Raw genomic sequence first — 23813 nt, forward strand, 5'->3', positions numbered from 1 at the left:
AGGTGGCCGCGCCAGGCCCCCGCTCGGCAGGCTCGAACCAGATCTCTCGAAAGGAGAACTGGTTCATGAGCGCACACCTGGCCCTCGGCACCGCGGGCGAATCGGTGGCCACCGGCTACCTGCAGCGCGCGGGCATGCGGATCATCGCCCGCAACTGGCGCTGCCCCATCGGTGAGCTGGACATAGTCGCCGCGGACGGCCGCGAGTTGGTGTTCTGCGAGGTCAAGACCCGCAGGTCCACCGCATACGGCTTGCCCGCGGAGGCCGTCACCCCGGGCAAGGCCGGCCGCATCCGGGCCATGGCCGTGCGCTGGCGCCACGACCACGGCATACCCCCGTGCCCGACGCGCTTCGACATCGTCGCCGTCCTCTGGCCGCGCGGCGCCGCGCCGACCGTGCGCCACCTGGTGGGTGCGTTCTGATGGGCCTCACCCGCGTCTGGTCCGTCGCCCTCATGGGCGTCGACGGCATCCCGGTCGAGATCGAGGCCGACATCGGCGGCGGCAAGCCGCGCACCCACATCGTCGGCCTGCCCGACGCCGCCCTCAACGAGGCCAAGGACCGCGTCCGCGCCGCCACCCGCAACTCCGGCCTCCCGTGGCCGGACCAGTCCATCACCCTCGCCCTCTCCCCAGCCGCCCTGCCCAAGGGCGGCTCCGGCTACGACCTGGCCCTGGCCGTCGCGGTCCAGACCGCCGACAGCCCCGCCGAGGCCCGTCCGCTCGCGGGCACGGCCTTCCTCGGCGAACTGGCCCTGGACGGCCGCCTGCGCCCCATCCGCGGCGTCCTGCCGTGCCTCCTGGCCGCCCGCCGGGCGGGCTTGACGAGGGCCATCGTGCCCACCCAGGTCCTCCCGGAAGCCCAACTGGTCAGCGGCCTGGAGATCTACGGCGCCGACACCCTCGCCGCCGTCCTGCGCTGGGTCCGCGGCACCGACGGCGAACTGCACCAGGACGCCGAGGTGCCCACCCCGCCGCCGGGCGAGGTCCTCGACTTGGCGGACGTCGTCGGCCAGACCGAGGGCAAGTGGGCACTGGAGGTCGCCGCCGCGGGCGGCCACAACCTGCTCTTCGTCGGCCCACCGGGCGCGGGCAAGTCCATGCTCGCCCGCCGCCTCCCCGGAATCCTGCCCGCCCTCACCCAGGAGCAGGCCCTCGACGTCACCGCCATCCACTCGGTGGTCGGCAGCCTCACCCCCGACAACCCCCTGATCACCACACCCCCTTTCGTAGCCCCCCACCACACCACGTCGGTAGTCGCCCTGACCGGCGGCGGCGTAGGCCTGGCCAAACCCGGAGCCCTCAGCCGAGCCCACCGCGGCGTCCTCTTCCTCGACGAGGTCTGTGAGCTGCTATCCACCCTCGGAGCCTGCCCAATCGTACCCGATCAGGGCTATTTTCGCAGGTCAACGTCCTGTGTGCGTCGCCGTGTGGGTCGCCACACGGCCATTGGCCAGCCTGACCAGGGGCAATGCCACCCACCGCGAAGCGGTCTGAATCCCTGTCGTGGGCTCCTTCGGGGTGGCCGGCAATCCTCCGCCGGGAGGTGGCTAGGTAGCAGCCCCGACGCGAAGCGTTTGGTCGACCCGGTTCACCAGTTCACGTACCTCTTGCATGTCGGCGTGGGGGTTGCTGGCGTCGATGAGTTGCCGCAAGGCGTCGTTAACCCGGTCCGATCGAACCGATCCCACCGACGCCAGAGCCTCGTGGCCAAGCGCCACGGCTTCGTGCGGGTCGTCGCAGGCCATGACCAACGCGGCCAAGTTGGCGGTGGCCAGTGCTTTGCCGCGCGAGTGGCTGTCGGAGAACTGGGTGATCGAGGCTTCCAACCGTTGACGGGCGGCATGGTGGTCGCCACCATTCAGCGCCAAGTGAAGCAGCGCTCGTCCAGCGTCCCGATCAAGATGGGCACGTTGGTAGTAGGTGATCCACTCCGGCTCATCTCCAGGGACGACGGCAGCGAACAACGTCTCAGCCTTATCGACGGCAGCAGTGCAGTCGCTTCCACGATGTGCGCCCACAAGTCCCAACGCACGGGCATGCCGGGTGTGCATCATCGCGCCAACCTTGGGGCTGAGTCGGTCGGCGCGAACCAGCGCCATCTCGGCGAAGCTCAGGGCGTCGTCGGTGCGGCGTTGGTGCACGGCCAGGTTGGCGAGTCCGGAAAGCGTTTTGGCTCGCATCGTCCAGTCCCCGGCTTCAGTAGCGCAGCCAGCTCCGAAACGAAAGGCTCGCTCAGCTTGCGGGTGCAGTCCAGCGTCGAAGCACACGCCAGCGGCGGTGTCAGCCAGTTCAGCAACGGCCGAGAAAAGGTCGCGGCGCACTGGGTCGCTGGCGAACGTGCCCTCCGTCAACTCGGCCGAGGCCGACAACTGCGCGACAACGGCGCGTGACGAGAGGTGCCCGCCATACTGGTGATCTTGGGTGGCGAACATGCGGGCGAGGTGCCGCACATGGGCAACATCGGCTTGGCCGATTCGTCGACTGCTACGAGTCGCCGCAGCGCTGGCGAACTCGCCCAATGGGTCAACCATGCCGACACCGGCGACTGAACCGGCCAACACTCGGAGAAACGTCTGTCGCTCCACGTCGTCCCCTCCTTCGAGATGCCGGGGGCTTGACTCCACGGTAGCTACGCGGGAACGAGTACTGAAGAAGCCGAGGTCGGCGTCTATCTGGCGATCAAGCACTGTCCGGAGGGCGGCTCGGTAGTTGCGATTAGGCCAACGGTGTACGCCCCGTTCGAGCTTCCCGATGTAGTCGGCATCCATCGCGCCAAGGCGGCCAGTCAAGGCTTCGACCTGCAGGTTTGCACGTTCGGCCAGCTGGCCCTGGGTCAGGCCAGCGGCGTCACGAGCTGCTCGAAGTCGGTCGTTGGGGATGGCGGTCACCATGTCTCATCCGTATCCGATCCTGTGCTCAGGGTAGCTCTGCTGCGGCATTTCACCTGATCACTTTCGCGAAGCCTCCGGGTAAAGCTCCGGGACGGCGGCTTCCTGTTCGCCGGCTTGACCTCTGTTCTCGGTTCACCCGTCAGAGGCAAGGCTCAGATGTAGGCACCCGGCCTCGGACGCCTCGAGCAGGAACGATCACGCCGTCTGACTAGTTGCCCCCAGTCGTGATCTTCCCCCGGTTCCTGGTCGGTCAGCTTCGGGGCTGGGTGCCGTCCACGTCGTTCGTAGACGGGCTGTCAGGGCACACGCAGTGCGCTTTTCGTGTGCTTGGACAGCTCGCTGTTGTGGGAGGAACGCAATGCGAGTTGACCTCAAGGTCGGTGCCTGGATCGCGGTGGATGACCACTGCCCGATGGAGTTCTCCATTGACGGTGACGGGGATGCCGAGCTGCTGCTGGGCGACCGTTCGGACGGCTTCGAGTTCCTCTTCAGCCCGGTGGCCTTGGAACGCTTCCTGGCGCTGGGTGCCGAGGCGCTGAAGAAGTCCGAGAAGTACCTCGCCGAGGAGAAGGCGGCCGAGTTGGCGGCAGCGAAGGCTGGCCAATGAACGGCGCCCCGGTCGTCTACGGCTACGTGCGCAGCATGGTGGATGACTCGACCTACGTCGCCGAGTGCAAGGAACAGCTCGCTTCTTGGTGCGCCCGTGAGGGGTGGGTACTGGACGCGGTGTTCGTGGACAGCGGCGGTGCCCTCGATGACGAGCGCATCGGCTTCCGGGGGCTGCTGGACGCGCTGAGCTTGCCGCAGGCTGCGGCCGTCGTGGTCTTGAACGCCGTGCACCTCTCGCCGAAGGCAGACATCGCTGTCCGGCTGGTCCAGGGCATCCGCCGGACGGGCTGTGCGCTCAAGCTTCGCGATGGCGAGTTGCCTGAGCAGGCTCGGCGCTTGTGGCTGGGTGAACCGGAGCGGAAGAAGTGAATGCAGCGCTCGATGACAGCGTGAAGCAGCCGATCCGCGACCGGCCACGGGTACCGCTCACTCCCAGTGTGGCCCGCCGGATGCTGCGCTTCGAGCTGGAACGGCTCATTGGTGAGAGCGGGGTTCGGCACGCCACGGTTGCTGAGTGGCTGGGAGTTTCCCGGGCTTCGGTCAGTGCTGCAATCGCCTGTAGCAACCTCTTCAGCCGCCCGGCGCTGGAGGTGTTGCTCAACCGGCTCGGCGAAAGCTGCTGGTTCGCTCGACTCAACGAGCTGTTGATCGCCGCTCGCCGTAAGGACGGATGTCCGGGATCGACCACCGATGGCGAACAGCGGGATGCCGACCTGTTGCCAGGACTGGAAGCCTTCGCCGACAAGCTGACGGTCTTCGATCCGTGGTGGGTGCCGACGTTGCTGCGGACACAGGGCTACGCCGTTGCCCTGGCCAAGCTCGATAGCGTCATCCAGAACCGAGCACGGGAGCAGCGGCAGACCTCGTTGCTAGAAGATCGCGACCCTTTGCACGTCTGCTGGATCACCAGTGAGCACGCGCTCCACCGTCAGGTCGGCGGTCGCGCGGTCATGGACGACCAACGCGCCTTCCTGGTCGAGTTGACCGGCCGGCCGACCGTCACCATGCACGTCATCCCGGCCAAGGGCGACCTGCCGCCGACGTCGCCCTTCCAACTGGTGCACGGCACGCCGCCCGTGGTGGTGGAGTCCAGCCGCCTGGCCCTGCACTACGCGCATGACCCCGGCACGGTCGGGCACTTCGAGCACTTGGCCGAGGCGCTGACCCAGCGAGCCTTGTCAGCGCGCGACTCGGCCCGGTTGCTCCAAGAGGTTGCAGCGTGAATGCGGGGATGGTGTGCGTCCTCGTGGCCAGCCTGGTGCTGCTGGGTCGCTTGGGTTGGTGGTTCTGGTTGAGCAACAACGCGTTCGGTCACGAGCCCCTGGCAGGTGAGGCAAACATGGGCCGACACGACGGTTAGCAGTCGCACGCCATTGACGTCCGCCGCCTGCTTGAGCGCGAAGACGAACTCGGTCACGGCCTCCGCCTGCAATGGAGGCCCGCCGACCTCGACTCCCAAGGGCTGGTTCGGCGATGGAACCCCGACGACCCGCCGACGGTCATGCTGCCGCGCCTCAGTGAGGAAGTACTTGCCGCTATGGACCTGGGCCAAGAGTTGGAGCCCCTTGGCGATGCTGACCAACTGCCGAAGCGGCGACCGCAGGGAAGCGGCTGGGAGCCTGCCGACCAGCCGACGCCCATCTGCGACGACCAGATCATGCTGAGCCGCATCCTGGAAGGGCTCAAGAACTTGCCGTAGATGCTGTCTACTTCCTGACCTCGCTCCGCCGGTTGAGACGAGTTCCCCCGCTGGCTCCAGCGGAGCACCATGCGCCCCTCGGTACTGCGCCGCCGAGGGGCGCTTTACACGCCAGCCGAATGCCAAGGACCGCCACGACAAGTGCTCGGGGGGTTGGTCAAGGGTAGCACTGACTAAGCTGTGAACGTGTGTGCTGCCAGAAAAGCTGAGTGACCATCATTATCCCAGACGGCTTGCCCGAGTGCTTCGGAGCGCCTTCCTGTCCCGTCATTACGTGAGAACTGGGTTGTCGCTGGTACTGGCAACGAAACCAACGCGCAAGTAGCAACTGTGACTCCTTCGGCGATGCCTCCCCTGGAACCATGCGGGCGTACCTAGGCCCGAGGAGGTTGTTGTGCAGGAACGAGTCGGGGTGTCACCTCAAGGCATCCCCGTACCTGAGTACGACCCAGACGCGGCTCGCTCAACGATCCGGCTTATGGTCGGTCCGCTGGAGTCGATCGCCGTTCTGTATCAGGCTTTCGTCCTTCTTCAGACAACCTACCTTGACCAGTACACTCCGGTTGGTCGAGCAGTCATGATCACGCTTGCCGTCCTGCATGTTCTGGTGACGGCCGTGATGTTCCGGACGGGTGGTCCGTTTGCGCGCGGCGGTATCTGGCCCGCCGTTTGGATCGCGATAACGATCGCCGTTCCTGCACTCGCATCTTTCCTGGTTGTGTCGGGTTCCTACGCAAGCAACGAGGTTTGCGTGCAGGCGTGCACTTACCCTGCGGGGTCGGTGCTTATTGCTGCGTTCTACCCTTGGGGCATCGCAGAGGGGATTCGCCGCAGGCGGTTCATCGAGGCAAGCGTCCTGGGATGGTTGTTGATCCAACCTCTTGCTCTAGCGCTACTGCACAACGGCTACATAAACTCAGTTAATGTGCGCAGCATCCTTTCCTCTGCCCTGTGGGTTATCATTGCGGCTGTGATCGGCAAAGCGGTCGGCCGTATGTGTCGAAATGCTTATGAGCGGCAGTTATCCATGGAGTTGCAGAAGTATCAAGAATTCTTCGACTTCTTGCATTCAAACGTAAAGTCAGATCTGGAAGTAGTGAGAGAGGTGATCGGTAATCCTGAGGTTGCCCTGCGAAGAATTAGTGACCTTGAAAACACTATTCGTAAGCTGCGTATTCAGATGTCACTGGTTCAGAAAAGCACAACGTTGTCCTTCCTGCTGTCTGAGCGGATCAAGACATTCAGGGCACTGTTGAGTTTCAATGAAGTTCCTAGCGCGGGGAATCTAACTTTAGACCGCCCGACAGGTATTATCGTCAACAATGCGATCAGCGACTTGTTTGCCAACTGCCTCGTTCATGGCGGCAAGAACGTTATGATCGACTTGGACGTCTCCAAGGAGTATATAGCGCTCACGGTGTCAGACGATGGTCCTGGATTCTCGGATGATGTCATGGATGATGAACTGACGAGCATTCACCGCCTGAGGCAGACCTTCCGCCAACTGGGTGGCGACCTGATAAAGCTGCCAGTCGAGTCTGGCACCTCGATCAAACTTAAAATACCCAACAGGCCCAGCGCGCAGTAAGTAGAGGTAACGGTGAAGATCCTAATCGTCGATGATCACGCGGCAATCTCGGGTCTTGCCGCAGAGAGACTCCGAGAAGAGTGGGGGTACGCTGTCACCTGCGCGCGCGATCCGATAGAAGCGCGACGGATACTGAGTAACCAGACGTTTGATGTCGCCGTAGTTGATGTATTGTACGACCATCTGAGTCGAACATTCAACGCCCTGAGAGATGCTAGGCGCATTACCGCTACTAGTAAAGAGCTGAACATATCGGGACTAACCGCGATGGTTGACGTGCAAGAAACACGTTCAGGCACTGGCCTGGTAGTCTGGAGTGCGGTTGATGAGAGCCGCGAGTTGCACCTCCAGTTTGCGAGAGATTGTCTTGGGGTGCGATCATTTTGTTCCAAAAGCTCCGGCCGGGGTATAGCGTGCATGGTGCGAGCAATTCAGGCGGCGGCTGACAATAAAGATCATATTGATGAAGATATCCAAGTGAAAATGCCGTTCACGCAAGGTCCCACCTTGGAGGAGACTCTCCTTCGAGGAGAGTCGAGGCGAGCGTTCTGGCGTTCTCTAGCACTTGGTGCACTCTGTCGGCAGGACATTGTCGAGGTGACTGGTATCGGCTACGGATATGTCGGACAACTCACAACACAGATAGCGGAAGATCTCGTCCGATTCCGTTCAAACGCAGCTAGCCCCATGGGGCGCAATAAACTGAACGGACTGATCAGCTACGCCAACAAGTACAGCGAGTTTTTCCTCGATGACGCCGTACGGAGGCTTTACCCCTGAACATGAAGATCCCCGCCAGTACGGCGCGGAACTTCACGCTACGCGCAGCTGACGGGGGTAATCACTCAAGCGGGGTACTCTCTAGGCGAACTGTCTGATCTCGATCCGGAACTGCACATCGTTGCCGCGGAGGACTGCGGCCATCTCAGTCACACCATGATGCTGTGTCATGCGCCAGATGGAATTGATGATCGATAGATCGACCAACCCCGTCGAAGCATCGTGACCCGTGTAGTTCAGAAACACCAGTGATCTGTCATCGCTGAGGTCGAATTCCAAGGAAACTTCTTGGCATCCCCATTGAGCGAACGACTCCAGCACTGTACGGACGATCATGTCAACCACGACGTGGCGACGGACGCCAATGTTGACTTGACCCATTGGCGAGACGGTGCGCCACTTGAACGGGCCGTGAGCGTACTCTCTGATCACCCTAGACATCACTCCGGAGAGTGGGTAATCAGGATCGTCAATTGTGAACGGTTGGTCCTGCATAGGCCCTCCAGGCATTAGCCCGTCAGGCGCGTAGCATGTACAAACGCTTGAGTGTGTTAGCGTTGCGCTAACAAGCATACTTGTAACATAAAGGCCGTGCTCACGCAATAGCATGTTAGCTTTGGCTGTGCCAGTCACAACTGTTACCACGTCGTATTTCCCGGTGTCAGGTGATTCTCGGAAGCGGGTAACACTTGTGACTTAATCAACCTACCTGACTCCAGCATCCTGATGACAGCAACAGTCGTCGATCATCAGGAGCTGGCCACATGGCCGACCTCATCCCCAACCATGACAACCTCCCCCAGTCCACCGGCAGTTTCCGTGCTGACCGGGCCATGTACCGCTCGGCCCGCGACATCCAGGTGCAGACCCGTCTGGCCGACTACAAGGTGCAGGCGCACGCCGCCTTGGCCGGTCGGATCATGGAGCACGCCATCGAGGTCGACATGCGCCGCCGTGCACTGGCTGGCAACGACGAGATCCTCGGCGCGATCCTGACGGACATCGAGATGAACTTCCTGTCCAGCGCCAAGCGCGTGCAGACCAAGCTCTTCAACGAGTTCGGCTTCTAGGGCAGGGGCGACCACCATGAAGCTGACCTTCAAGCTGCGCTGGCCGCGCCGGAAGTCACCGGCGCCCGCGGTGCAGCTGCCTCGTCGGGAAGAAGCCGCCACCTACATCCGTGGCCTGGCCTTCCAGCGGCTCAGCCAGCTCGACGCTGTGCGTCAGCAGGCCCACGGTGACGATCTGCTCGACCACGCACTTCGGGATGTCGAGCTGGCCTTCGTCCAGCAGGCTGGGCGCGTTCACGCCGAGGTGTTGCGGCCGTGCCCCTCGATGGAGTTTGTTACTCAAACCGGCGAGGGGATGCAATGAGCTACTTGTCCGGCTTCGTGGTGTTCATCCTGGTGCTCTCGTCGTTCGGCCACGTGGTCGGCGTGCTGTGGATGGCCCTCTGGCCGTTCATCGTCGGCGGCGTGCTCATGGTCGTCGCGGTCGTCGGGGCACCGCCGCTGTATCGGGCGTACAAGAAGTCGGCCTACTACCAGGCCAAGCAGGCCCGCATCATGAACGAGCAGGCCGCCCTGGAAGTCGAAGACGCCTACGAGCGCACCGTCGAGCAGATGGATGCCGTTGTCCAGCGCTACCGGCAGCAGCCATGAAACGCGCCCGCTCCTTCCTGCTGCTGGCCATCGCGGTGGCTATCGGCATCAGGGTGCTCTGGTGGGCGGTTGAGCCGGTGATTCCCGCGCTCATCGTGCTACTCGGCTTGGTGGTCGTCTTCGGCACGGTGCTCTACCGCCGTACGCGGTGGTAGGGGAGGACAGTGCGACCCCGCCTGACCCCCGCCCGCGGGGTCGCGTTGTCCGACTTCTTCTCGAAGTCCTTGCCGACGTTCTTCTTGATGCTCTTCTCGATCTCGGAGGTTGTGGTGGTTCTCAGCATCTGGGTTCGGCGGTTCTTCGCCCTGATCGGGCGGGGCATCCTCGCTCTCATGGAGCGAAGTGTCCAGAAGACGTTGCCGTGGCAGGTCAACAGCGACTGGTACGACGAATGGCACGAGAACTGGCGGGGGTTGGTCTGGTTCGCCAAGTTGGTCGTAGCCATCGCGGCTGGCTACTTCTTCGGGGTGCCGCTGGTGGCCTGGTCGATCTGGACCTGGCAGCACCTGGCGACGCCATGAACCCGTCGGCATCCTTCTCGACGTAGGAGGTTCAGATGTTCCTTCTCAGATGGTGGTGGCGAGCCACCAAAGCCGCCGCTCCGTTCGCAATGGAGCTGGCTGACCAGTTGCAGGGTCGTCTACGGGTACAGGGTCTGCGCCGCAGTGTGTTCTACCGGCCCTGGCAGATGATGAAGCGGCTACTGTCCCGCGTCCTACTGTTGGTCGCTGTCAGCTCGCTGGCCTCGATCGTGGTTGTTACGGCCTGTGAGGTGTCGGGGTGAGCGCGAGCCCGGCGATTGAAGCCGCCGCAGAGAGGCTCAACCGCTGTGTTGATGACCTGAGCAGCGAGCTCGCGGCGGTCATCGACGTCTACGAGCAGTTGAAGAAGGCCAACGACCGCTTCCAGAAGCGGCTGGGCGGGCTTGACGAGCGCAATGCCGAGCATGTCGAAAGTTGCGCGGCCTACTGGCGGACGGTCTGCTCCCACGACCTGGCCCGCGCCAGCAGCTCCCTGGATGACTTCCGGAGAAACATCCCCCGGTGACAGTCGCACCGTCCACCGGTCTATAACGAGCCGCAGCTGCACATCACAGTCACCAACAGCTGGACTATTCCACAGCACTTCTGATCTTCATCGTCAAGACCTGTTGCGCCACAATAGAAGCAGATGGAACTGCTTCTCAGCGCACTGGTCACCAGCCTCAGCCTTCCCGTAGGAGTGGCGCTGTTGAAGTCCCAAGATCAAACCGAGGCTGACCGACAGCGGCTCGGCTTCACCCTCGGGTTCCCGCCAGACCTAAGGCCCGGTGATATCGAAGCCTGGCTATCCGCTGTGGTCGGTGCGCTCAACCTACGTCGCGGCTTGCTCAGTGGGATGCCGACCATCGCCTTCGAGCTGCGGGCCGACGCCTACGGCATCATTCACCGGGTCAGGTTGCCGAAAGCGCAGGCCAACTACCTGGTAAGCCAACTTCGCACCCAGATTCCTGGTACCCGCGTGATGCCGGAGGACAGGCCACCAAAGGACAACTGGACCGACGCTATCGAGCTGGGCCACCGTCGCCCGTCGCAGACGCTGCGGGCGATCAAGCCAGAAGTGGTTGCGGCCAGCCTGCTGGCGAGCGTCCAAGGGTTGGGGAAGAAGGAGGCCGTCCTCATCCAGCTGGTAGCCACTGGTGCCGTGCCGGAGCAGGTACCAACGGCCAGGCCCACCCGGCGCTCGTCCCTCTTCGGCGATGTTCGTGAACACGAGAGCGAGGAGACCAAGGACCGCCGCGAGAAGCAGAAGCACCCCAACTTCCTGGCCGTCGTCAGGCTGGCCGTTCGAGCCAGCTCGGCGGATCGCGGCAAGGCGCTGCTCCGCCAGGCTCGTTCAGCCTTCGCCAGCCTCGACACGGCTGGCAACGGCTTCAAGAAGGTGGTGACCGTCTCCAAGAGCGGCCTCCTCGTCCGCGTCGAGCAGGCCGCCGGGAAGTTGGTGTACCACGCCCAACTCAGCCTGCCCGAGCTCGCTTCCTTGACCGGCTGGCCAATCGGCCACCCGCACGTGGCTGGACTCTCCCCAAGTCGCGCCCGCCAGTTGCCACCCAGCGCCAGCGTGCCGAGCAAGGGCTTGGTGATCGGACACTCCAACTTCCCGGGCGCCGAGCGGGACATTGCCGTCTCCCATACCGACGCCTGCAAGCACATCCAGATCCTGTCTCCAACAGGCGGAGGCAAGACAACGCTCATGGCCAACTTGGCCGCCCAGCTCATACGTCAGGGCTACGGCGTGATCGTGCTGGAGACCAAAGGCGATCTCTATCGACAGGTGGCCGATCTGGTACCACCAGCGCGACTGGATGACGTCATCGCCTGGGACTTTGCCGACACCGAACGGCCGCTTGGCTTCAACGTCCTTACCCAGAGCGGCAGCCGCCGCGGGGTCGATGAACTTAACCTCCAGCTCGCCGCCATGTATCCGGATAGCGGCGTCATCACGCCGCAGGTGATGTACTTCGGCTTGCACGCGCTAGCAGCAACGCCAGGCGGCACCTTCATTGACCTGCCGGTCATGCTCTCCCCACGCACTCCCGAAGAGGAAGCCTGGCGACAGCAGCTCGTCGCCGACATCAAGAACCCGGAGTATAAGCGCTTCTGGCAGCGCTACTTGGCTGCCGATCCCAAGACCCAAGACCGCGAGAGCGCACCACTGCATCGTCGCCTCTGGCCATTCACCGCCCGGCCGGAAGTGCGCAACAGCTTGGGGCAGAGCACATCGAGCTTCCAGATGGACGACGTAGTGCGGCAGGGCAAGGTTCTGCTGGTCAACCTGGCAGGCGTCCAAGTCGGCCAATCCACCGCCGCCATCTGCGGCAGCCTGATCCTCAACGCCATCTGGACGTCGGTACGGGCCAACAAGCTGAAGCGCCCGGTCTTCCTGTTCCTCGACGAGTTCCAGGAGCTAATCAAGCTCCGCTCGGACCCCAACGAGATGCTCGCCCAAGCCAGAAGCTTCCAGCTCAGCATGATCTTGGCCCACCAGCACGCCAGCCAGCTCCCGCGTGAAGTGGAGCAGGCCGTCATGAACAACGCCCGGACGAAGCTGATCTTCCAAACAACGGCGGATGACGCGCGCATCATGGCCCGGCACTTCGGGCGGATGGTCAGCGAGGACGACTTCCTCGGCCTTGGCCCGCACGAGGCGATCGCCAAGGTGGCCGTTGGCACCACCGTCAGCCCGCCACTCACCCTGACCGCCTTGCCACCCGCCAAGCCCACCGGCTCCTACGACGAGGTGGTTCGCCGTAGCCGTGAGCGCTACGGCCGGCCGGTCGCCGAGGTAGAAGCCGAGATCCAGGCGCGGCGTTCCGCACCGCAGAAGACGACGAAAGCGAAGCCCAAGGTTGGCCCGCAGCAGTGGGGTGGCGCATGAACCTGCACCGGGTTGGCCCACCAGGAGATAGCCAATGAGCGAGTTCACCGAGGACCCGAAGTTCATCGCGATGTCCCTGCGCACGGATGCCTTCACCTTGAAAGAAGGCATACGCAACTACACCTGGTGTCTCGAAACTTTGTACTGCAACATGATCAGCTTGGCTGATGGGCTCGAACGTGGCCACCAGTCAGTTCCCCTTGGCTTCTACCAACGGTTCTACGACAGTTTCGAGCGCTTCCTGCGCCAGGTCGATGTGCTGGCCACTGACGCGCACCACCTCGTGCCCCGGGGGGAGCCCAGATGAGCATGGCCAACACCCTCGGGAAGCTCTCGATTCGCGACCAGGCCGTGGTCGAGTTGGTTGCCCGCTTCAAGCAGCTCACCGCCGCCCACATCCGCACCGCCCTGTTTGGGGAGCTGGCTTCGCAGACACCGTGTGATCGCGTCCTCAAGCGCCTCACCGAGAGCAGCCACCTGGCGCGGCTGGCTCGGTTGGTCGGGGGCGACACAGGCGGTTCCAGCCAGTTCGTCTACCAGCTCGGCCGCGCTGGCTGGAAGCTGCTCGACAAGCCAGGGCACTACTGGGCACCGCGGGCGGTCAACCTGCACACCTTGGCCATCGCCGACTGTTTCGCCGCCTTGAAGCAGGCCGACCAGGCGGGCGGCCTCAGGCTGCTCACTTTCACGACTGAGCCGGACTGCCATACGTCCGTCGGCGCCGTGTCGTTGACGCCGGACGCCTACGTCGAGGTTGGCGACCCGGTTGCTCGACTCAAGCGGAGCTTCTGGCTGGAGATCGACCAGGGAACCGAGCACGCCGACAAGATCCGGGACAAATGTCTCCGGTACTGGCAGGGGTACCAGCGGTGGAATGAGGCGTACTACCCAAGCGTGGTGTTCGTCGTGCCCGATGCACGACGGCGAGCGCAGGTTGAGCGCGTGATTGGGGGTGGGCCGGAGGAGGCACAGTCGTCGTTCGTGGTTGCCACACACGCGGAGCTATTGACGAACATGGCCATGTAGCTCATAACTGGTGCTGGATTCTGGCGAAGGCGTCAGGGTCAGTACTTCATCTAGCTTCCAATTCCTGAAAGGAACGGGCGATACAGTCATGCCAAGAACAAGACTATTCGGCGCATTGTTGGCCGTGCTCGTGAGCCTAGGACTCCTGGTTTCACCAGCCTCACCGCGCGCCAGTGCGCAGGGTGGGTGGCCGGTGGATGTGTATGACGTGAATCCGTCTGCTATACAAACCACCCCGGATGACTCTGTGGCTGTCGGGCGCTGTCACGGTGGTGGACACAGCTATGTCAATCAGGGAAAGACCATCAGCCGTGACGGCACGATTTCGGGTACTATTCCACGGTCGGCAGGCCAGTACCACGGCTACAATACTTGTCTCGGTGAATTTGGTGGTACGGTTGACGCTGACGGCACCGTCTACGGTTCCAGTTACACAGGGGTTTCCCGCGAGACAACGTGGTTCGCAAACCGGAACGGGACGATGCTATGGGATAAACGTTTGACTACCACTAGCTCTTGTTGGGGTTCACAAAAGATCGTACGTCTCGATCCAATCGAGCAAGAGGTGCACGGGGAGTACATCTTTGGCCTTGCCGAGTTGGATGACTACGGCAGTTGCAACGACGAGCGGTTTCTAGTCAAGATTAACAAGTTGACCGGTGATACCACTTCGTGGAGCCTCGGGCCGGGGTGGATCGACTACTTCGGTGTGTACGCGGACGGCGTTGTCGTATTTCAGGACGACTCGGCGAAGCTCCGTTACTTTAGTTTCGATGGCCACCTGCAGGCGACGCATACTCTACCCTACAAAAATCCGAAGTACTCGGCGTACCCATCTGCGCACAATATGGCTGGTCGGGTGATCTTCAGGGTGGCCCAATGGCAAGACAGGCCAGCTGACTGCGGTTACAACAACCCGACCGGCAAGCTACTTGCCTATGCGCCATCCGGAAAGCTCTTCGAGCAGGACAACGGTTGTGTGTCGGTCACATCAGTTGCGATCAACCACTTGGACATTATCGCAGCGACAACGGTCGGTACAGAGTCGAACAGCACGGTTGGCCGCTTGGTGAAGTTTTCATCCAGCGGTGAGGTGATGCAAAACACGGTCTTGCCCAAAACATCGGCTGGCTACACGTACGACTACTCGACAGGACTCTACGTATTTGCCGACACGAACGGCAACTTTCTGCGGACTAGTTGGTTCTCATACTCGCCATCGCAACGCGACGGTGCAGTGTATTCACTGACTGGGCCTACCAGTAACGTCGAGTTGGCGAGATTTAGCAGTGATGCTTTGCCTGTACTCTTTCCACGACCGATGCGATCCAATATCGGAATGATCGGTATGACTTCGGGCGTTCTATATGTAGCCGCAACCTATCATGATAACTCGGGCGAGCGGGAAGGGCTCTTCTCCATTCCCTTCGCCGAACTCGGCATGGACTACCCCCGCGGAGCACTGCTTGGAGTCGGACCAGTAGCCGCAACCAAGCAGTATGCGGCACTAGGCGACTCCTACTCCTCCGGCGAAGGTGTCGAACCGTTCTACATCGCTACCGACACTGCGGGCCCACCAGAGAACCGCTGCCACCGGAGCACCAAGGCATACCCAAGGCTGCTCGACCTCAACCGAGCCATTGGGTTGTCGCTGACTGCCTTCAGGGCATGCTCGGGTGCGACGACGCAGAACGTGCTGAACGGTGGGCAATGGAACGAACCGAGCCAGGTTTCGTCACTGACCACCGAGACGGATGTTGTCACGATCAGCATCGGTGGCAATGATATTGGTTTTGAGTCGTTTGCTCGCAACTGTTTGAAGCTGGGGTGTGCTGTAGGAAGTGGACCCTACTTGGAGGCAAGCCTCAAGATTAACGATATAAGTATGGACGGGCTAGAGCATAAGCTCCTCATGACGTACGCTGAGATTCGCGAGCGTGCCCCGCACGCAGACGTGTATGTCCTCGGCTATCCGTACGTTGTGCCAAACGACGAGGGTCGATTCGGCCAGGGCGACACACCAGGTCGCTGCAGCTTCTCTTGGAATGGCATACCGGCCGGGTCGATTTCGCCTGAAAGTCGCGAAGGTGCGACCAGCATCTTGAGCCAGCTGAACTCGAAGATCCAGGAAACTGTTGATCGCTTCGGTCCGAAGTTCCACTTTGTGTCACCGCACCAGTCATTCGTGACTCACGAACTCTGCGACCTGGCGACCGGATCGGACTACTTCAATCCACCGCAGCTGCCGGAGGCGTACAGCCTCCACCCGAATTCACTCGGGCAGGCCGCGTACGCCGGAGCCGTTAAAGATGCCCTCGTGGAGTGAGCTAGGAAGTATGCATTGAACAACGCCCTGCGGCTCATTTCCCGCAGGGCATTTTTCATGTCTGAGCTTAGCGAGTTGGTTTGTATCCTTCTCGCTGAGCGTCTTCCTCTGTGCAGTACAGCCCGCTATCGAGGAAACTGACGCCATAGTCGTATTCGCCCGGTTTAACATAGGCTTTCGTGTAATCACTCGCGATGACCGGCTTCTTGCCGCACGTGAGCCAATAAAAGGGGTACTGCATCTGCAACGAGGTTGCCGGGTGAACGAACAAGACCCCAATAACGAGGGCAATCACAATGCCGACTGCCAGCGGGATGCGCTTCACTTTATGTATTGGCCGATTCGATGATGGTGATGAATCTTTCATGTATAGATCTTATTGTAAATACTCTCGGCAGTGCGTCAAGTAAGTTGTCGGGATAATGCTTGACGCTAGCTGTTGCACTTGATTGCCATCCGCACCAACGCGTTCATGTAGGCCGGTTTCGGGAGGTCCTCAAACGTCACCGGCTGGTAACCCTGGTCGGCCTTTCGGTGTAGGCAATCGTCGGCAAAGAGGCGGACCTCTTCGAGTTTCTGCATGTACTTCTTGTCGTTCTTCTCCCAAGGCATGTTGTGTGATACTTGGGTAAACCTCTCCTTGCCGAACAGAGGTGGCACATGGTCGAGAACCGCCCGACTGAGCATTAGGCACGCGTTAACGAGGCCAGCACTGTGGGCGACGTTCAACTCACGCAGCAACTCACCCAACTTCTTGACCTGCCACTCGGTGGATGACAGCCTTGCCAGCTCATCGAGAAGGTGCGCGTCGACGTACGGGGAACCCGTGATCTGTGGTGAAGTATCTCGTGGGGGTTCAGGCGAGGCGGAAGGAAAGTAGAACGCAACATCGCGTTCAATACGTTCGACTACCTTAGTCACGTACTCGGCAATAGTGGAAACGTCCCGGTACTCGTACAGCCCATCGTCGTTGAGCTGCAATGTCCAATCGCCATCGTCTGCCGGTAGGTGGTAGGGAGACGCCAGGCAGTAGGGCTCCGTCCGGAGAAGGGAGTACGTAGGCAACTGCCTTAGCGCGAGATCCATACCGCGGGCGACTTCGCCTCTTGTCACCATGATGGGCTCATCACCATGGGCGTCCGCTACCTGCTTCGCCAGGTAAGCGATCATCCTCATGACGCCATTGGCCGTGCTCCGGTACTCCGCAAGATGGAGGCCAGCGGCGATAGTCAGACGCATCTCGCAGTCGTCAGCATGGTTGCTGTGGTCGAACATCACCGCGCTGTACGACGGGAGGCCCGCCCCGCGACTTCCGACTGATGGCAACGACTTCCGCACGACAACCGGGTCGGCATCACTGATCCGGCGGAACCGACGTTTCACGGAGCGCCACTGAGCGGAGCAACCGTCGTTGCTTGCTTGATAGATGGCGCGCAGCAGGACCAGCTGGTCGTCGTGGAGGTCTGCAAACAGGTCGTTCGCTGGCATCGCTCTTGCTGCCCTTCTACCAAGTAGGTGCCGGTGAACCTACCGTGCTCACCCAACCGACTGACATCCCGGCAACATCGTCCGACTCTGGTGTGGCGTTCCTCGGAGAGCTAAAGGACGCCGTGTTGCAGGTAACCCAGAGGTGCTGTTCCACGATGTCCGTGGACGTGACCACTCTCTGGCAGCGCCTGGCCGTAGAAGCCAAAGTCGTCGAGATCCTTGAGGCGGTGCCATGCATCGCTCCAGTACCGCACCAGCTCGGGCGGCCATACCTCACCGCCTACCAGATCGCCATCAGGCTGGACGAGCGCCACCCAGAGGTTGCCCACGAGTTGGGCGTTGAGATCGGTGGCCGGGGCGTCGGCCGGAACTTCAGCCTGGCCAGCTACCTAGGCAGGCAGCTCTCCGAGCTGGTGCGCCGCGACCAGGACGGTACGCACCCAATCGAGGGTGCCTTCCTCAGCAGCCAGAGCGTCACGGCGTTGACCTACATCGACGCCAAGGGCAACTCAGTCGAGAGCAGCGCGACCGGCACGCCCTACGACTTGTCGCTGTTCAGGCGGCGGCAAGCCGATCGGTAACGGTGCGGCGGACCAGTACCGGATGGATCGTGCCCTGGCTGGCAGCCTATGAGTTGATGAGGTTGAACTCGGCGGCCACAGCTGGCCACCGCCGCAACAGCGTCTCCAGCTCGCTCGCCGACCACAGCATGATGTCTGGCCGACTTCCCTCGTAGTTGTGCTTATCCACCAAGCGCACGGCATCCTGAGTGAACGAGCCAGTTGTCGCCACGATGAGCCCGCGGACAGGCTCTCCCTCCCACAGGGGGAGCTTGGCGTGGACAAGCGCAGCAATCTCCGAACCACCAACCCCACGCTTGGGCCAGTGTTTCGCCTGGACGATCGTGCGCTCAAGCCGCTCGGACAAGCCGTCATGAACTCGGCGGTAAGCTTGAAGGTCGCGGCCACCGTCGGCAGCGTTGACGTTCATCGGCCGCGTGATGCGTACGTACGAGCCGGACTCCTCAAGCAAGCGGGCTAGCAGGCGCTCGAACTCGTCAGCGTTAATGCGGCTCCAATCCACCTTGATCGCGGGGGAGGGTGCCGGTGGGCTGGCTGGCTGTGCGATGCCAACCAACGTCGGGTCAGCAGCCGTCACGCCGAGTCCGGCCTCGTCCTCGCTTGGTGCCGTGGGTGGCGACGCACTCTCTGTGGCGACTGTGTTCGTGGACGTTGGCGCTTGCGACGCAGCGGTTGTACGGGAGGCAGTAGCTGAGTTGTGCTCATTATCAGTCTGGCGGGCCACCTCAGCTTGTTGCCACTTCCGCCAGCGCCAGCGACGAACGAGCAAGCGAATCCACGCCGGCAGGATGCCGAACACCGTCACGAAGAAGATGACGGCCAGGATCGTGTTGAGCCAGACAGGAATGTCAGCGGTGTTCGTCGTTGGGGGGCTGTAGGGGATCGAGAACCCGGCGAGCAAGCCAAAGCCCACGACCAGCCAGAACGCCCAGTCTCGGTGAACCGGCGCATCAAACAAGCGGAGCACGGCGTTACGGCGCTTGGGCCGTGGTTGCGGAGGAGCCGACATCTGAGCGCCGGGGAACTGGCTCATGGCGGACATCATCTCTTATACGGACGCTAGGTCGGTAGGTGCTGGTAGGTAGGCAACGCAGACTGACGCTTCACCCATTCGGATGACGCTTCCCCAACTCTGCCCGCTCCCGTCCACGCACTTTCTACGCTCCTTCCGACTGGGACGGAGGGGGCAACGTGGCAACCAAGAGCACCAGCAAGCTCGGCCTCCTTGCCTTGGCCGCCGTTGGTGTGGCCGTTCTCGTCCAAGGTGGTGACCTCGAAGAACTGGCCGACGACCTCCTCGGCGACGTCTTCACTGCCGATCCTGTCGTCATCGAGGAGGACGGCGTGGCGCTCCTGGTCGCGGTTGACCAAGAAGCCGCGCTGGAACAGTGCAAGCCCGCCCGGATCGTGGCCGATCGCCGCTGCGGTGACACCAAGGTCGTCGTCTTCGATGCCACCAAGATGGCGTTCGTGACCAGGAACATCAGCTTGGCGTGGGGTGAGGGCAAGCCACCCATCCTCACCAAGGACGCCTCTCGCGAGGTTGCCAACCGTCGCGCTGCCTGTCCGCGCAGCTTCAAGCGGCCTCACGGTGGCAGTTGCGACGAGTACCCCTTCGCTTCCACCCGCCAGGGCGGCGCAGGAGCGCGTACCGAAGAAGTTCCCGCTCGGGAGAACAGCTGTCAAGGTGGGACACTGGCTCGCGGCTACAACCTGGCAGGCATCCGGGAAGGGGACGACTACCTCGTGGTCATAGCTAACCCCAGCGCCATCGCGAACGGGCCTTACGCAGGGGTCGACGTCGCCAAGGATCGGTCATGCCAAGCCTGAGCCAGGAGCACTACCAGTGGGTTGACGCCATGTCCGACCTCGCGTGGTCGGTGGCGGTCATCCGGGGGCGTTCGGCTGCCGAGGTTGTCCGAACCTACGGCGGCGACCCGTTACAGCCGCAGCGCATGACCTATGCCGAAGCCAACGACTGGCGCAACCAGCACTTCAACGAGGCCGGCCTGCTGCTGGTGAACCAACTCGACCAGGCGACGGTCGTCATCGAGCCCAACGGCTGGGCCTCCTCCATCGCCGAGTTGGCCCGGCGCCTGTCGGCTCATGATGCCCACTTCATGAGCGTCTACTGGAGCCCGTCTGCCTACCAGGTGTGTGAAGCCAAGGACGGCCGAGTAACTGCGTTGTTCGATCCCATCTACGTTGAGCCCGACGAGCCCGAGCCGCGGGACGGGGAGCGGTACCCGGCCTGGCTGAAGCGTGACGAGTTCTTGGCCGATATACGCATCCGGTCGAGTTGCATGACGCTGCTAGAGGCACAGACCGGCGTACGGGTAGAGCGATGGTGGTTGGAGCAGCAGCTCACCGTCTTTGAGGTGCCTGACCCGGATGAACTGCTCGCGGGTATTGCAAGGGTGCGGCTGCCGTAGCGGCTTGTAACGAATAGCCGCCGCCCACGATACTTATGCGAGCGACCGAGTCAACTACTTTAGAGCGGGGACGAAAGAGGGTTCATGTCCAGTGATCGGAAGTACGAAAAGCTGGCACTGACGTACGCTCAAGTAGGCGCGCTCGCCGGCGGGGCAGGTGTCGTCGTTGCACTGCTGTCCCTGGCCTCGGACAATAAGTTCTGGCCGTTCGACACTAACCCAGTCGCATCGACGGTGATGGGCATCGTCCTCGTCATCGGGTCGGCTGTGGGCCTCCTCCACGCACTGAGAAGAGCCACTCACACACTAACAGTGGCATGTGTCGTACTGGCTATGGTGGGCACCGGTTTCATTGTCGGATCGTTTCCCAATGCGGCCTCCTCGGATCAACCAAAGATCACTATCTCCAACTACAGTGATGGTGATGAAGCTCCGGCTGAAGCCGATATAAACGGATTGATAGTTGAGCCGCCGCGTCCTGGACAGAGTCTGTACATTCTGGCAGGTGAGAACGTGTTTGGCGGTGAGCCGCAGGAGTACTACCTACAAAAGGGTCCGTGTGAGCTCACTAACAATGGCACCCGCTGGAAGTGTGACAATATCGGGCTTGGACGTTCAGATGCTAACTCGAACTGGGACATCGTTGTCGTCGGGGCTTCCGGTGAGCTGCCACGAGAGTTCTTTCGGCACCTCCTGACGGGCGAACTGCTGGATAACAACGTTGCTGGTGTGAGCGGGCCTGATCCCCGAATCTACCGGGAGCTACCCAGGGAAGCAGAGCAGCTCGCAAAGGTGACCGTTCGCGTGCCTAAGAAGTAGGTCAAGCGGCTACGATCAAGTATGCCAAGTCTGGACGAGATGGAGCGTCTGCTCACCGCGCCCTGTCGCAGCACCAGGTCGCCCTGCTGCGTATCGTATGGGGCCACCTTAAACGCATGGCAAGTGGCCGAGCTAGTTGCGGTTTCTTCGTAGTCCAGATGACAAGTATTCGCCCATGTGCTCAAATAGAACCATGAAGACCAAGGGCGACAACCCGATCAAAGCTGCGGATGAAGACCGCCTCGGCCGAGTTGATCAGGCGCAGCAAGTCGCGCAAGCTCTTTACGGCATCGACGCCAGCGAGGGATCGGTCGTCGCCATCCTCGGTCCGTGGGGTTCAGGAAAGACGTCGCTTGTAAATCTGGTGAAGGAGCGCGTCAGGGACTCGGAACTCGTAGTTCTTGAGTTCAACCCCTGGATGTTCTCTGGCTCGGAGCAACTGGTTGGCTCCTTCCTCTCGGAGATTGCCGCCCAGTTGCGTGTGAAAGATCCCAAGCTTGCCCGGTTTGCGGATCAGTTTGACACGTATGGCGACATGCTGACGGTCGCCAGTGTGATTCCAGTCGTCGGTCCCTTTCTGGAGCGGCTGAAGAACGCAGGTGGCGTTCTGAAGAAGCTCAAGGAGCGAAAGAAGGAGGGAGTCGGTGCCTATCGAGCTCGCCTGGCAGAAGCCTTGTCGCAGCTGGAGCAGCCGATCGTCGTTGTCCTTGATGACATCGACCGTCTCACGACCCAAGAGATCCGCGACATCTTCAAGCTGGTTCGACTGACCGCGAGCTTTCCCAACATCATCTACTTGCTTGCCTTCGACCGCGCGCGCGTGGAAGCAGCGCTCCAGGATGTCAATATCGATGGGCGCGCATACCTGGAGAAGATCGTTCAGCTGACGATCGACCTTCCGGTCATTCCAGAGTCGGTCGTATACCGAGAGATTATGGACGCGCTTAATGATTCCTTGAGTGGAAGCGGTAAAGAAGCTGAGCACGATGAAGTTCGTCTGCATGACATCCTGCCGGAGATCGTCCGTCCGCTGATCAAGAATATGCGCGATATCCGCCGGTATACGGCGGCGCTTCGCACGAGCTTTGGGCAGCTAGGGGGCAAGATCGAGCTTGTCGATCTGATAGCGCTCGAAGCCATCCGAGTATTTCTTCCGGAGACCTTCGAGGCAATGGTTAACGCGCGAGCGGCGCTTACGTCACCTGCTCCTCCGTTGGGTGCGCGTTATGGCCGCGACGATGGTCAGAAGGATGCGATTGAAGCTCTTCTTAAATCTGCCGACGAACGCGGGCATAAGGCGGTTGCCAGCGCGCTTGTTAGCCGGGTTTTCCTGGCTGGTTCCCGCCACCTTAGTGGTGGAATGCACTACGATTCGTCGTTCATGGAAACTTGGCGGCGTGACCGTCGTGTGGCGCACCCTGACGTTCTTGCGCTTTACCTTGAACGCATTGAAGGTCAGGGCTATGTACTATTTGATTTGGCGGAGGACGTCGGCTCCACAGTAAACGACGCCAGCGGGTTCTCAACTCGGCTGCGCGAACTACCGCCCGATGCGGTTGCGGATGTGCTAGATAATCTCGGCGACCGCCACTTCACTCAGCTAGATGCCAACGCAGCTGGTGATGCGTTGGCAGTGGTGCTCAACATTTTGCCGTCCTTGCCTGAGCGACCACGTACGTCCCTCTACCACCGCAGCGCCGGACTGAGCGTTCAGGGCGTTGCCTATAGGCTCTTGAAGCGTATTCATGACACCGCAGCAGCTGAGGATGAGCACGGGCATGTTACGCGAGCCATTGAAACTGCGTGGACCAAGATAGAGTGGCTATCCTCGAAAGCGATACTTCTCTACTTGGCCGAACGAGAATCTGATGGTTCCGGCTTTCTCGATGGGGGCCAGCTGAGCGCGCTTCACGACCGTTTGAACGCAGAGATGCTCGCTGCCGACGTCTCCCAGCTACTTGGGGAACCGGAGCTTATCCGGCTGCTGGTCCGAGTAGATGGCTATGCAGTGCAGCGCGAATTGCTAGACGATGCACAGTTCGCTCGTGCTGTCCTGCTCGGAGCAGTAACGGAATCGAGAAGCCAGAGCTTGGGTTCACGCGCAATCCGCAAATCAAAGAGTCTATTCTGGGATTCAATGATCAAGATCTTCGGCACTGAAGTAAGCCTGCTCGCAGCGGTGACGCTTGTGCGGGAGCTTGCTGAGAATGATCCTGATGTGCTGGCAGCGCTTGAACTAGCGGATAAGTATGCGGAAGGTTGGCGGCCCAGAGATTTCGACTAGGATCGTTGCTGCCCGATGCTCTAAGTTGCCAGCCGGCTAGGGATGACACAACCTCGCCGCTCCGTGCGGTGTATAGCGGCCGCCCGTGCTCCCGCCGGAAGCGGTCATTCGATGTGAGGGGGGCGCCGCAGCGGCCGAGGGGTAAGTGCGGGAGAATTCTTCGGCATGAAAGATTTCAGCGATTCCGGTACTAGCAAACCGAAGTTCGTA

The 23813-nt window shown here is 61.5% G+C and carries 27 protein-coding genes and 1 pseudogene; 24 read left to right on the forward strand and 4 right to left on the reverse strand.

The window, feature by feature from the left end; genetic code table 11:
* The first annotated feature begins 65 nt into the window (after positions 1 to 65).
* The 9 genes and pseudogenes from ACFPM7_RS28005 (at position 66) to ACFPM7_RS28045 (ending at position 7569) form a co-directional block, all read left to right on the forward strand.
* Positions 66 to 422, forward strand: a complete 357-nt coding sequence (locus tag ACFPM7_RS28005) for a YraN family protein (RefSeq protein WP_378250805.1) — start codon at positions 66 to 68, stop codon at positions 420 to 422.
* Positions 422 to 1348: pseudogene (locus tag ACFPM7_RS30420) on the forward strand (YifB family Mg chelatase-like AAA ATPase); the annotation flags it as partial. The gene ACFPM7_RS28005 and the pseudogene ACFPM7_RS30420, both read left to right, overlap by 1 nt.
* Positions 1349 to 2398: 1050 nt before the next feature.
* Entirely contained in the window at positions 2399 to 2551 is a 153-nt protein-coding gene (locus ACFPM7_RS28015) for a hypothetical protein (protein ID WP_378250807.1), read from the forward strand.
* Between the two features lie 177 nt (positions 2552 to 2728).
* Positions 2729 to 2950, forward strand: coding sequence for a hypothetical protein (locus ACFPM7_RS28020; RefSeq protein ID WP_378250808.1), 222 nt, complete (start codon positions 2729 to 2731; stop codon positions 2948 to 2950).
* A 301-nt stretch (positions 2951 to 3251) separates the two neighbouring features.
* Positions 3252 to 3500 (forward strand): hypothetical protein, encoded by a 249-nt coding sequence (locus ACFPM7_RS28025; RefSeq protein WP_378250809.1) that lies wholly within the window; start codon positions 3252 to 3254, stop codon positions 3498 to 3500.
* On the forward strand, positions 3497 to 3871 hold the full coding sequence (locus ACFPM7_RS28030) for a recombinase family protein (RefSeq protein ID WP_378250810.1): 375 nt from the start codon (positions 3497 to 3499) through the stop codon (positions 3869 to 3871). The genes ACFPM7_RS28025 and ACFPM7_RS28030 overlap by 4 nt, the downstream gene beginning before the upstream one ends.
* 20 nt (positions 3872 to 3891) lie before the next feature.
* A complete protein-coding gene (locus ACFPM7_RS28035; RefSeq protein WP_378250811.1) occupies positions 3892 to 4725 on the forward strand; it encodes a DUF5753 domain-containing protein in 834 nt (277 codons plus the stop codon).
* Positions 4726 to 5595: 870 nt separating this feature from the next.
* Positions 5596 to 6789: a sensor histidine kinase gene (locus tag ACFPM7_RS28040; protein WP_378250812.1), complete on the forward strand. Its 1194-nt coding sequence runs from the start codon at positions 5596 to 5598 to the stop codon at positions 6787 to 6789.
* A 420-nt stretch (positions 6790 to 7209) separates the two neighbouring features.
* Complete coding sequence (locus ACFPM7_RS28045) at positions 7210 to 7569, forward strand: hypothetical protein (protein ID WP_378250813.1); 360 nt, start codon at positions 7210 to 7212, stop codon at positions 7567 to 7569.
* 81 nt (positions 7570 to 7650) lie between these two features.
* Here the strand turns inward: ACFPM7_RS28045 and ACFPM7_RS28050 are convergent, their stop codons facing one another.
* Positions 7651 to 8064, reverse strand: coding sequence for a hypothetical protein (locus ACFPM7_RS28050; RefSeq protein ID WP_378250814.1), 414 nt, complete (start codon positions 8062 to 8064; stop codon positions 7651 to 7653).
* A 269-nt stretch (positions 8065 to 8333) separates the two neighbouring features.
* On the opposite strand from ACFPM7_RS28050, the gene ACFPM7_RS28055 reads away from it, so the two are divergent.
* The 10 genes from ACFPM7_RS28055 to ACFPM7_RS28100 all read left to right on the forward strand — a co-directional run bounded on the left by ACFPM7_RS28055 (position 8334) and on the right by ACFPM7_RS28100 (position 15999).
* The gene (locus tag ACFPM7_RS28055; RefSeq protein WP_378250815.1) at positions 8334 to 8639 is read left to right on the forward strand and encodes a hypothetical protein; all 306 of its coding nucleotides are present in this window, start codon (positions 8334 to 8336) and stop codon (positions 8637 to 8639) included.
* 16 nt (positions 8640 to 8655) lie between these two features.
* Entirely contained in the window at positions 8656 to 8943 is a 288-nt protein-coding gene (locus tag ACFPM7_RS28060) for a hypothetical protein (RefSeq protein ID WP_378250816.1), read from the forward strand.
* Positions 8940 to 9230, forward strand: a complete 291-nt coding sequence (locus ACFPM7_RS28065; protein WP_378250817.1) for a hypothetical protein — start codon at positions 8940 to 8942, stop codon at positions 9228 to 9230. The genes ACFPM7_RS28060 and ACFPM7_RS28065 overlap by 4 nt, the downstream gene beginning before the upstream one ends.
* Positions 9227 to 9385, forward strand: a complete 159-nt coding sequence (locus ACFPM7_RS28070) for a hypothetical protein (RefSeq protein ID WP_378250818.1) — start codon at positions 9227 to 9229, stop codon at positions 9383 to 9385. Before ACFPM7_RS28065 ends, ACFPM7_RS28070 begins: the two co-directional genes overlap by 4 nt.
* 45 nt (positions 9386 to 9430) lie before the next feature.
* Positions 9431 to 9751, forward strand: coding sequence for a hypothetical protein (locus ACFPM7_RS28075; RefSeq protein ID WP_378250819.1), 321 nt, complete (start codon positions 9431 to 9433; stop codon positions 9749 to 9751).
* A gap of 259 nt (positions 9752 to 10010) precedes the next feature.
* Positions 10011 to 10277, forward strand: a complete 267-nt coding sequence (locus ACFPM7_RS28080) for a hypothetical protein (RefSeq protein WP_378250820.1) — start codon at positions 10011 to 10013, stop codon at positions 10275 to 10277.
* 123 nt (positions 10278 to 10400) lie between these two features.
* Complete coding sequence (locus tag ACFPM7_RS28085; RefSeq protein ID WP_378250821.1) at positions 10401 to 12647, forward strand: type IV secretory system conjugative DNA transfer family protein; 2247 nt, start codon at positions 10401 to 10403, stop codon at positions 12645 to 12647.
* A 34-nt stretch (positions 12648 to 12681) separates the two neighbouring features.
* Positions 12682 to 12954, forward strand: coding sequence for a hypothetical protein (locus ACFPM7_RS28090; RefSeq protein WP_378250822.1), 273 nt, complete (start codon positions 12682 to 12684; stop codon positions 12952 to 12954).
* Entirely contained in the window at positions 12951 to 13673 is a 723-nt protein-coding gene (locus ACFPM7_RS28095; protein WP_378250823.1) for a replication-relaxation family protein, read from the forward strand. Before ACFPM7_RS28090 ends, ACFPM7_RS28095 begins: the two co-directional genes overlap by 4 nt.
* 193 nt (positions 13674 to 13866) lie before the next feature.
* Positions 13867 to 15999, forward strand: a complete 2133-nt coding sequence (locus ACFPM7_RS28100) for an SGNH/GDSL hydrolase family protein (protein ID WP_378250824.1) — start codon at positions 13867 to 13869, stop codon at positions 15997 to 15999.
* Between the two features lie 67 nt (positions 16000 to 16066).
* On the opposite strand, the gene ACFPM7_RS28105 is transcribed toward ACFPM7_RS28100, so the two are convergent.
* On the reverse strand, positions 16067 to 16324 hold the full coding sequence (locus ACFPM7_RS28105) for a hypothetical protein (protein WP_378250825.1): 258 nt from the start codon (positions 16322 to 16324) through the stop codon (positions 16067 to 16069).
* Positions 16325 to 16431: 107 nt separating this feature from the next.
* Positions 16432 to 17487 (reverse strand): hypothetical protein, encoded by a 1056-nt coding sequence (locus ACFPM7_RS28110; RefSeq protein WP_378250826.1) that lies wholly within the window; start codon positions 17485 to 17487, stop codon positions 16432 to 16434.
* Between the two features lie 155 nt (positions 17488 to 17642).
* Here ACFPM7_RS28110 and ACFPM7_RS28115 point away from each other — a divergent pair, with 155 nt between their 5' ends.
* Complete coding sequence (locus ACFPM7_RS28115; RefSeq protein WP_378250827.1) at positions 17643 to 18068, forward strand: hypothetical protein; 426 nt, start codon at positions 17643 to 17645, stop codon at positions 18066 to 18068.
* Positions 18069 to 18114: 46 nt separating this feature from the next.
* Here the strand turns inward: ACFPM7_RS28115 and ACFPM7_RS28120 are convergent, their stop codons facing one another.
* Complete coding sequence (locus ACFPM7_RS28120) at positions 18115 to 19101, reverse strand: restriction endonuclease (protein WP_378250828.1); 987 nt, start codon at positions 19099 to 19101, stop codon at positions 18115 to 18117.
* Positions 19102 to 19259: 158 nt separating this feature from the next.
* Here ACFPM7_RS28120 and ACFPM7_RS28125 point away from each other — a divergent pair, with 158 nt between their 5' ends.
* The 4 genes from ACFPM7_RS28125 to ACFPM7_RS28140 all read left to right on the forward strand — a co-directional run bounded on the left by ACFPM7_RS28125 (position 19260) and on the right by ACFPM7_RS28140 (position 23603).
* Positions 19260 to 19898, forward strand: coding sequence for a NucA/NucB deoxyribonuclease domain-containing protein (locus ACFPM7_RS28125; protein WP_378250829.1), 639 nt, complete (start codon positions 19260 to 19262; stop codon positions 19896 to 19898).
* Positions 19886 to 20500, forward strand: coding sequence for a DUF6461 domain-containing protein (locus ACFPM7_RS28130; RefSeq protein ID WP_378250830.1), 615 nt, complete (start codon positions 19886 to 19888; stop codon positions 20498 to 20500). Before ACFPM7_RS28125 ends, ACFPM7_RS28130 begins: the two co-directional genes overlap by 13 nt.
* An 84-nt stretch (positions 20501 to 20584) precedes the next feature.
* The gene (locus ACFPM7_RS28135) at positions 20585 to 21319 is read left to right on the forward strand and encodes a hypothetical protein (RefSeq protein WP_378250831.1); all 735 of its coding nucleotides are present in this window, start codon (positions 20585 to 20587) and stop codon (positions 21317 to 21319) included.
* Between the two features lie 193 nt (positions 21320 to 21512).
* Entirely contained in the window at positions 21513 to 23603 is a 2091-nt protein-coding gene (locus ACFPM7_RS28140; protein ID WP_378250832.1) for a KAP family P-loop NTPase fold protein, read from the forward strand.
* Positions 23604 to 23813: the final 210 nt, after the last annotated feature.

The organism is Actinokineospora guangxiensis, assembly GCF_042657845.1.
GTDB classification, from domain to species: Bacteria; Actinomycetota; Actinomycetes; order Mycobacteriales; family Pseudonocardiaceae; genus Actinokineospora; species Actinokineospora guangxiensis.